At 61.0% G+C, this 9805-nt stretch carries 8 protein-coding genes; 3 read left to right on the top strand and 5 right to left on the bottom strand.

What is annotated here, in order from left to right; translation table 11 throughout:
* Positions 1-61: 61 nt before the first annotated feature.
* From ACFX59_RS17920 to ACFX59_RS17940, 5 genes are all read right to left on the bottom strand, one after another.
* Positions 62-808, bottom strand: a complete 747-nt coding sequence (locus tag ACFX59_RS17920; protein ID WP_387434377.1) for a DNA alkylation repair protein — start codon at positions 806-808, stop codon at positions 62-64.
* A gap of 26 nt (positions 809-834) precedes the next feature.
* A complete protein-coding gene (locus ACFX59_RS17925) occupies positions 835-1365 on the bottom strand; it encodes a MarR family winged helix-turn-helix transcriptional regulator (RefSeq protein WP_387434380.1) in 531 nt (176 codons plus the stop codon).
* Positions 1366-1676: 311 nt separating this feature from the next.
* Positions 1677-2201, bottom strand: coding sequence for an IS5 family transposase (locus tag ACFX59_RS17930; protein WP_387434382.1), 525 nt, complete (start codon positions 2199-2201; stop codon positions 1677-1679).
* A gap of 471 nt (positions 2202-2672) precedes the next feature.
* Positions 2673-4766, bottom strand: coding sequence for a TonB-dependent receptor (locus ACFX59_RS17935; RefSeq protein ID WP_387434384.1), 2094 nt, complete (start codon positions 4764-4766; stop codon positions 2673-2675).
* 272 nt (positions 4767-5038) lie between these two features.
* Positions 5039-7240 carry a TonB-dependent siderophore receptor gene (locus ACFX59_RS17940; RefSeq protein WP_387434386.1) on the bottom strand — a complete coding sequence of 734 codons (2202 nt, stop codon included), beginning with the start codon at positions 7238-7240 and terminating at the stop codon, positions 5039-5041.
* Between the two features lie 379 nt (positions 7241-7619).
* Between ACFX59_RS17940 and ACFX59_RS17945 the strand changes: the two genes are divergently transcribed.
* The 3 genes from ACFX59_RS17945 to ACFX59_RS17955 all read left to right on the top strand — a co-directional run.
* A complete protein-coding gene (locus ACFX59_RS17945; RefSeq protein ID WP_387434388.1) occupies positions 7620-7991 on the top strand; it encodes a nuclear transport factor 2 family protein in 372 nt (123 codons plus the stop codon).
* 342 nt (positions 7992-8333) lie between these two features.
* Positions 8334-9431 carry an aspartyl protease family protein gene (locus ACFX59_RS17950; RefSeq protein ID WP_387434390.1) on the top strand — a complete coding sequence of 366 codons (1098 nt, stop codon included), beginning with the start codon at positions 8334-8336 and terminating at the stop codon, positions 9429-9431.
* Between the two features lie 288 nt (positions 9432-9719).
* On the top strand, positions 9720-9805 hold an 86-nt coding region (locus tag ACFX59_RS17955; protein ID WP_387431976.1), incomplete at its 3' end, for a transposase.

Genomic DNA, 9805 nt, shown 5'->3' on the forward strand with positions numbered 1-9805 from the left:
CCGGCCCGCCAGATCAATGAACTGCTGCCGTGGAACTACCGTCCCGCCTGACGCGACGCCTTCACCGGACGCTTACGATCGAACGCAATCCGCGCTTGCAGATGCGGCCAGTCGCCGCGGCCGTGCTTTCGGCCATCCATCGCGCGCAGAGCGATCGAACCCAGTCCGGTTGGTCCTTACCGGCATCGTTCAGCCAGTTCCCGACCGAGTCCTGAACATAGGCAGCGGGATCGGATCGCAGCGGTTCCAGAATCGGTAAAGCCCGTTCCGGCGCTTGGCGCAAAGCCCCGATGTGGCTGCACCATACACCACGAGGCCGGGTCGCTTCGCTGGCAAAGCGCCGCAGATACTCGGACGGCTCGGTTGCCCATCCCGCGAGTAGTTCGATAGCATCGTCGAGTTTGGCGGTGATATGGCCGCGAACCGCCATCCACGACCATTCACGCACACCAAAATGAGGATCGTCCGCCAGCGGCCGGATCAGATGCAGGCGGTCGGCGAGGGTGAGGTCCTCGAGCGCTCCCACCATGAAGCACGCCCAGCCGCGCACCGTGTCGGAGGGATGATCGCGCAATCCATCGATAACGGCCATGCCGCCATGATCGAGAACGAGGTGTGCAGCCAGCGCCATCCGGCGCGTTACACCGTCGCCGGCGGCATGGCGCATCGTTGCTACAGCCTGCTCGCCAATCGCAGGCACGGCGTGGGGCAACAGCGCCGCGAAGTCGACGGACAGACATTCGGTCAGCGTCGCGGCCTCGATCGTGCCGGCGTCCAGTTGCGCACGGCGGGCCGGATCGATGTCCACGATGCGGTGCCCTTTGCGTCCAGCGGTCATTGCGCGTGGCAGACGGCCATGACCGGTATGTCCTCCGCAGGCGTTGCCAGGTTATCCCGAACACGCCGGAGCAGCGCACCGACACCCTCGCGCTCGGACGGCGTAACCCCCGCCAACAGCGAAGCGATCCATTGACCGTGCTCGACGAATAGACCGCCCGCAATCGTCCGTCCCTGCTCGGTCAGCCGCACCGACACCCGACGTCGATCATCCCGATCATCATGCCGGACCAGGAACCCGTCTCGCTCCAGGCCATCGAGCAGACCGGTGACCGTCGCCCGTGTGACGCCTGCGCGGGAGGCCAGCTCATGGGGCGCGATGCCGTCAGGCGCGTCGCGCAGCAGGAGCAGCAACACGAACTTTCCTTCGGACAGGCGGTGCGGTGCGAGGCGCGCGGCACAGGCACGATCGATGGCGGAAGCCAGCGCCAGCACTTCGAAACACAGGCGCATATCGTCCGCTTCCGGTCGTCCATGGCGTTCGGCATCGCCCAGAAAGGCCAAGTACTTGAGGTCTAGCGGGTCCATTAGCCGCCATCCTATAAGGCGCCTAACTGTATGGCAATATCACCGCGTTGCACGTCAATATATTTCCCATTTTACCATCCCAGTGGGAATGACGCGGCCGTCTCGCGCGCCCTTCCTCTTTGGGAAAGACGCTTACGCCGCTGTCTGTCGCTTCATTGTCCATGCGAATGGGCTGCTCAACAGAACAAAAAGCATGAAGATGATCTGCTCGATCACCATCGGAGACTGAGCTAGATCTTGCAGAAGCGGTGGGAAGTAGTGGGCCTGAATCCAGACGTTATGAATCACATCCATTACAATGATACAAACCGTCAGCCCGACTCCGACGTTAGGACGCGTGAATAGGCGTCGTGGACAAAGGGTAGCCGGAGCAGGACTGATGCGAGGCTGACGAAGCCGATGTAGGACTCGGCGGTTTTATCATATCGGGTGGCGACCCGTCGCCAATTCTTGAGTTTGTTGAACAGTCGCTCGATCTGGTTGCGCCAGCGGCACTTGCCCCGATCATGCGCAGCCGGATTGCGACGGTTGCGCCGAGCCGGGATTACGGCCTCGACGTTCATGCTGGTCAGGGTGTCGCGAACCGCGTCGCTGTCATAGCCTTTATCCGCAAGCAGAGCGTCGATCCAGTCGGCGATCATGCGTATCAGAGGGCCGAAGCCTTGCGTGTCGTGCGCCTGGCCCGGCGTCAGGGCGAAGGTGAGCGGGCGACCTCTAACATCGCAGCGGGCGTAGAGTTTGGCGGTTAAGCCGCCGCGCGATCGGCCAAGGCGCTCCTGAGCGAAGTCGAAGGACGCCTCGGCCTCGCCAATCCTTTTTTTATGTCCACGGCACAATGGTGTGCCCGGACAATGGTGCTGTCGATCATGTCGGCTTGATCGTCGCGTTCCACCGCGCCGGCCAACTTTGTCCCAAATGTCAGCTATCACTGGTGGCTCTGACTGCTTCCCGATTGCCGCCGCCCGGTGGCTTATGAGAATGCGCCTACATTCCCAATTCACCATCCCAGACGAGACGGTGCCGGCCGTCTCGCTGGCCGTTCCCGATCAGGAAGCCCCGCCGCCTCTCTCCTTGGTCTAGGTGCCAATCGTCTCTTTTTGGCGTGCCTGATGAGCCACAGGCGGTTGACAGGGCGGATCGGGAAGTCCTGCCCCAAAAGGAAAGCAGCATGATGCCCCGGCGGGCTGCGATGGGAATATGCTACTCGGCAAGGCTCTTGGTGAGGGATCCGATCCACCGCCAATGTGTTGCTGGAGCCAGCGCAGGCGCTGCGCCGGCAAACAATCCTGACTGACGTTTCCGGCGTGTCAGAAACTGACCCTGGCCGTAGCCAAGAGAGATCGCGGCGCACCGGGCATGTTGAGCAATGGCGAAGTGCCGTGTCCTGAGATGATGTATTTCTCATTGCCCAGATTATAGGCGTTGAGCTGGAGGCGCACCGAGCCGACATTCACCCAAGCCACCGCATCCACCGTGACATAGTGCGGCAATATCGTGGTGTTGGCCGGATCGGCCCATCGATCGCCGACATAGTTCATACCCCCGCCGATGCCGAAACGCCCGTCGAAGGTCTTGGTCAGGAAAGCGTTGACGGCGTTCTCCGGCGTAATCGTTGCCCGCTTGTTCACGAACGTGGGATTGGCCGATGCCGTGACGCGCGTGTCGAGATAGGCATAGCCCGCAATGGCTTGGAAGCCCGATGGCAAGTCGAGTTGACCCGACAGTTCCAAGCCGCGGGTACGCTGCGTACCGATCGGCACCACCCTTGTCGGTGTCAGCGGATCGCTGCCCTTGATGCCGGTGCGGCGCAAGATGAACCCCGCCGCCTGAATGTTCAACTTTCCGCCGAACAGCGTGTATTTGGCGCCCACCTCCCTGTTGGTGGTCTCCTCTGGCGCGATATCCGCGTTGTTGGCCGCGAGCGCGAATGTTTCGGCCGAGGGCTGAAAGCTCTGGCTCCATGACACATAATAGGATTGCGCTGCATTCGGCTGGAACACGAGGCCAGCACGTGGGCTCCATCTGCGATCGGTGCGGGCGAGATTCGGCTGGCCTGGCAGCAATTGGTAGGTTTTCTGGATGAACCAGTCGTGCCGGGCGCCTACCAGTGCCTTGAAGCCGTGCCCGAGGTCGGCAAGATCCTGCACATAGAGGCCACGCGTGTCGAACGTCGTGTTGCTGTTAGCGCTCAGCTTAGTGAAGCTCGCATCGTTCACGACGGGTAGCACCGGGTGGAAGAGCGAAGTAACGGTAACAATTCGCGAAGCGAAGGTTTGCGCACCCTTTACCTGCCGAGCGATTTCAAAGCCGTAAAGTAGCGTGTGCTCCATCCCGGCGAAGTGCAGCTTCTGGGTCAGCTCGGATTGGTTAGTCCAGCCATCCTCGTCGCGGTTGAGCCGGCCATGCTGGAGCGTCACCGTCAACGCGGCGGCGTTCACCGCAGAGGGCAATGTGCTGTGGCGATCGAGTTGATAGGTGTAATGGCGAAAGCCGTTGCGGAAGCTCAGGGTGTCCGAGAAGCGGTGCGTCAGTATGACGGTCTGCGACAGCACCTTGCTGGTCGTGGCATCGGCATCGCGGGCATTGGCGGCACCATAATAGGTCGAACGCGGCACGTCGACCGGCCGTCCATTGATGGCGGGTATACCAAGATCCATCAGACGCGTGTCGCGTAAGTAGTCCGCCTCGACATACAGCGTGGTATCCCGGCCAGCCCCGAGCAGCAGCGAGGGCGCGAGCGCGAAGCGCTTGAGGAACTGCTGGTCGCGGAAGCTGCCGTCGTCCTCATAAGCACCGGTCAGGCGAAAGCCGACGCCGCTCTTCGGGTCGAAGCGACCCACATCCCACTCGCCGCGCTTGGTGGCGAAGGATCCGGCCGAGAGAGTAGCGGAGGTGATGTTCACATCGGGTTGCTTGAGCACCCGGTTGATGAGCCCACCTGATGAACCACGGCCATAGAGCACCGCCGCTGGCCCCTTGATGACCTCGACGCGTTCCGTGTTGGAGAGATCACGAAAATACAGAGCATCGTCGCGAAAGCCGTTGACGAACTGGTCGGCGATGGCGGTGAAGCCACGGATATTCACCTGATCACGCTGGCCATCGCCTCCGGCGAAGCTAACGCCGGGGACGTTCTTGAGCGCATCCTGAAGCGATAGCGCCCGTTGGTCGAGCAGGACCTGTGCCGGAACCACCGCGATCGACTGCGGAATATCGCGCAACGGTGCCGGGGTCTTGGCGGCGGAGGTGTCCGTGGGCGTATAGCCCTCCCGCTCGCCCGTCACGACGATATCCCCCTCCCCGGCATGGGGCGGGCTAGTTTGCGCGGCCGCCATGGACGGTATGGCGGCCCCAAGAAGCAAGGCCATGGAGATGCTTGCCACGAAACGGCGATCGGTCAACTTTGCCCCCTGAACATGAATGATAACGATTCTCATTAGCGCGCAAGGTTGGTTTAGTACAGCCTCAATGCCGCCGGAACCTGCTAGACGCGCACCCACCGCTCTGAGACGGAGTGCCTCTGCAGCTGTGGACCGCCTGGCGCGGCTAACACACCATTTTAGATGAACCATCCCAACGGGAATGCCCCCAACCGTCTCGTTGGTCGTTCGTTTACGGGAAGGTCGGTGCCATCATGCCGCTGATCGCAGCTGCCTGATGGCAGCAGGCATCCTTAAAAGGCGTAACGTAGCGTCGCCTTTACATCGGCCGGGCGGCCATAGGCCAACTGATTATAGAAGCCGATCTGTGAGTAATACTTCTTGTCGAATATATTGTCGGCGTTGACCTGAAGCGAAAGTCGCTCGCTGATCGGATAGCGAACCATGACGTTGGCGATGGCGTAGCCGTTGACCTGCAAACGCTCCGGCACCTTGGTGACGGGGTTTGTCGTATCCGTGTAGCTGCTACCTTCCCAGTTCACGCCGCCGCCAAGCGTGAGACCGTTCAGCGTGCCCGACCGCACCTCGTATGTGGTGAAGAGGCGCAACAGCTTCTGCGGGTAAAGGGTGTTTACCCGGCCGCCATCGCGATCCTTGGCCTTGAACTGGGTGTAGTTCATGCTGATCGCCCAGCCCGGAGTGACCTCGCCGTTGGCTTCGACCTCGAAACCGGTGCTCTTTGCGCCGCTGACGGCGCGGTAGGCAGGATTGATCGTGCCGGGGATGAAGTAGCCTTGATCCTCCTGCCCGAGATTGTCCTGCTGGACCCGGAAGACGGATAGTGCTGTCTTCAGCCTGCCGCCGAAGAAGCTGCTCTTCAGGCCCGCCTCATAGTTGCTCCCCTTCACCGGGGCCAGGAAGTCACCATTACGATCCTGATAGTCCTGCGGCTGGAAGATGTCGGTGTAGCTCGCATAGATGGTATGATTGGAGGTCAAGTCATACAGCACGCCCGCATAAGGCACCAAACGGTTCTTCCGGCCAAAGTTGGTGGGCGTGCCCCACGCCATGCCGTCGCGCGTCCACGAGCCGAGGCGACCGCCGAGGATCACCTTCAACGAGTCCGCGAGTGACAGGCGGGTTGCGGCGTAATAGCCCCACTGCTTGGTGTTCCAGCTCAGCGCGAGCGACCGATCGGTCCACACGGGTTCCGGGTAGGAGCCGTCCCATGCGTTAAAATCGCCGACCGGAGCGAGGTTCGCGTAATTGGTGGCGTAGCTTAAGAAGTCGAGCTTCTGCTTGGCGTAACTGGCCCCGACGATGAGTTCATGCCGACGACCGAACAGCGTGTAGGTGCCGGTCAACCTCGCCATCGTGTCCCATTGATCGCGGATGCTGTCGTATCGCGCCGGGGATGCGCCCAGCCCGATGCCGGTGGTCCGGTCCGGCTGACCATAGAGGAACAGCAGATGAAGATCGCCCGTGTTGCGGGTGTAGTTCCCGTAAAGCCGCAGCGTCCAGTCTGCGCCCAGGTCCTGCTCTAGATTGACGAACGCCGCCCGCTGCTTGGTGGCCCACCGCGTCCAGTTCGCGCCGATCGTCTTGGAACGCGGCCAGTCCGTCCGCGAGCCGTCGGCATACCACGGCGACAGGCCGCCCCAGGTTGTGGCGCGCGGATCGTTATCCTGGTAGCTCGCGCCCGCGCTCAATCGGGTGGAGGGGGTCAAATCGGCGTCAACGACGCCATAGAGGACGAGCTTGCGATTGCCGAGCAGGTCCACATAGGAATCGCTGTCCTGATAGCGCGCAACGCCACGGACCCGGACCGATCCGTCCGACGTGACGGGCGCGCTGATATCGCCTTGCACGAGATAATCGTTCCAGCGACCGGCCGACGCGACAAGCGAACCGGTGACATGATCGCTGGTCGCGTGCTTACGAACGAGATTGATCGACGCCGAAGGATTACCGGCACCGCTCAGCAGCCCCGTCGCGCCACGCACGATCTCGACCCGATCGTAGATGGAGAGGTCGAGTTCGCTTTCACCGGCACTGTATCCCGGATCATATTGCACCGGCACACCATCGACGAGATAGTTGTCGATGATGAAGCCACGCGCCGAATAGCCGTTGCGCGAGCTGTCATAGTTCTTCGAGGAAACACCGGCCGCATTGTTGATCGCGTCGCTGAGGCTGCGCAGTTGCTGGTCGTAGAGCCGTTGTTCGGTCACGACGGTGACAGACTGCGGAGTTTCCTGGATCGTGAGACCAAGCCCGGTGGCGGAGTCGAGACGGTCGTTGGTGGTGTAGCGGCCGATGACGGTGATATCTTCCCGCTCCTTCGACTGATCGTCGGCGGGCGGGCTGCTCGTTTGTTCTCCGTTCTGCGTCGGCGCCGACTGGGCCGCAGCAATCGACGGCACCGCGACGCCAGCCAGAAGAAGGCCAAACACAACCCGGCGACGGAAAGCCGGCGCGCGCGCACCAAAACCCATTTCGTTCCCCTTTGCTATAGGCTCGCATTAGCAAGAAAGCGTTTGAGGTTCAAGTTTGGGCTGGCTGCGCCGGGAGATTCCCGTTTTACTATCCCAATGGGAATGCCCCGGTCGTCTCGCTGGCCGTTCCCAATCAGGAAAGGCAGTCGGTTACGTTGCCGGCTCGACAATCTCATAAAGACAGGCATACTGCTCGCATGACCTTCGTTGTTCACATCGCGGTAGCGACCAGCGGACGATTTAATAACCCGGCCTGATACGTCAGGTCGGGTCCGTCCGAGTGAACCGATGCCGACAGGCATTGTCAGTTTGAAGCGGGAGCTGCCTTGCCAAACGTAATGGCGACAGGCTCCGCGCCTCAGGAAGAAGGGCGATAGCTGTGACGCTACCTGCAATCATTCAAAGCTACATCGATGCGTACAATCGGAAGGACGCAGCCGCGCTGGTGGCATGTGTCGGCGACGATGTTGTGTTCGAGAACGTATCAAATTCGGGGCAAAGCATGAAGATCGAAGGTCGGGCAGCCTTTGCCGAACTTGCGGAACAAGCGGCCACGATGTTCACGACCCGCCATCAGACCATCATCAACGCGGTTGTTGATGGTGATCGTGTCGCAATGGAGGTAGATTGGACCGGCACCCCGGCCGTCGATCTTGGGTCTATGAAGGCCGGTGAACCGATCGCCATGCGAGGCGCATCATTCATGACGATCAGGCAAGGCTTGCTGACGCGGATCGTGAATTTGAGCTGATTTGTGCGACAATCGACGATGTGGGGGGGGGGCTTTGGCCCTTCCCATTTCCCGATCCCAATGGGAATGCCCCGGTCGTCTCGCGGCTCGTTCCCAGTCGAGTCGAGTGAAGCGCGCACGGGAGTGCCTTTATCGATCGTTCCCGACTACAAGGGGCGGATGAGGCCACAAGGGGCGAGAGGTTGCCAGGAGTACGAGCCTTGAGCGCGCGCATAACGGAGCTACGCCATGCCGGGACGAACTTCAGCATATCGCTTCATGGTTATGCTGGCCGCCATCACCGCAATGCCGGCTCCCGCTCAACAGCGACCGAGCACGTCACCGCCCTCATCGGGACGTGGCGTGGCTTCGATCGATCCCGAGACGCAGAACAAGTGGATCGATATGGAAGGCGACGCCGATGGCCTCGTCATCATACCGATCGTGCTGAACGGTCAGCGGCTTATGGCGATGCTCGACACCGGGGCTGCTACGACCATGGTGGACGCGGGTTGGGCAACACGCCACGGCATGAAATACCAGCCCTATGATAATATTACTGGGATGGGCGGCACGTCGGTGCAAACCTATATCGCGCCTATAGAAACGCTGCGGATGGCGGGTTTCCATCAAGCAGGGGGTGCCATTCAGGTTGCCGATCTAAAGCCGCTGTCATCCACGGCAGAGACACCGATCGATGCTGTGATCGGTGCGGACTTTCTGGCGGCCTATGCTCTAACGGTGGACTTCGACCACCGTCGCGTCCGCTTCCAGCCAAGCGGATCGCCTCGCCCAGCGGGCAGCGTCATGCCGGTTGAACCGCGAGGCAAAGGTCGGGGTTTTTCCACGAAGATTCTCATCGGCGAGCGCACGCTATCACCTGTCATGGTCGATACGGGTGACGACTCCAGCCTGGCGATCACAAAGAACGCTTGGGACAAATCGGATGCGCCTCTTCACATGACGGACATCGCATCAGTCGGATTGAGCGGTGATATGATCCTGTCGGAGATCGGCCGCGTCGACGGTGTCCGGTTCGGCGGGCAAGTGCTCGACAAGGTGCCGGTGATATTCGAGCCAGCTCCATTGGTTCCCGGAGACGAAGGGCGATTAGGGATGAAACTGCTCGACCGATTCAACGTGTTCCTGGACCTGGGACAAAGAGTGATGGTGTTGTCGCCTCGTGCCATCGCCCCGTCGCCAGGTCCGGTGACGATGTCGGGCATTCAGGGCATGTGGTCAGATGCCGGAATGCGAATCGTTCATGTCATGAAGGGCTCACCTGCCGAAGCGCTCGGCCTGCGTCCCGGAGAACGTATTTGCGCGATCGATGGGACGAAGGTTACGGCAAATGCACCAGCGGCTTTGAGACAATGGAGTTGGGGGCCGGCCGGCAAGACAGCGCTGCTGACGATGTGCGATGGTCGCGCCATCCCGATCACGTTGAAGGAGTTTTACTAAACATTGCGTTCGCAAAGCACGTCAGCGCGACACCGGCCAGAGACGAGTAAGGCGGGGGACTTCTCGTTTCCCCATCCCAATGAGAATGTCTCGGCTATACCGGCCGCTGCTCCAATGAAAAAGCACCGGTAGGCCGGATCACCCTCACAGCGGCTTCCTGGCGACGCCATTCTCGTCAAAATTGTCATTGTCGAGCCAGGCCGTGAAACGATCACGTTGCGCCTGACGTGACCCCCGTTTCTTCATCCAGGTGGAACTAGAGACCGGCCCCTCAAAGGGACGGACGGAATGAAGCGAAAGCAATTCTCGGAAGAGCAGATCATCGGCATCCTGAAGGAGGCCGAGGCGGGCGCAGTGGTGACGGAGTTGTGCCG

The sequence above is a fragment of the Sphingomonas sp. NCPPB 2930 genome (assembly GCF_042867205.1).
In the GTDB taxonomy this organism is placed as follows: domain Bacteria; phylum Pseudomonadota; class Alphaproteobacteria; order Sphingomonadales; family Sphingomonadaceae; genus Sphingomonas.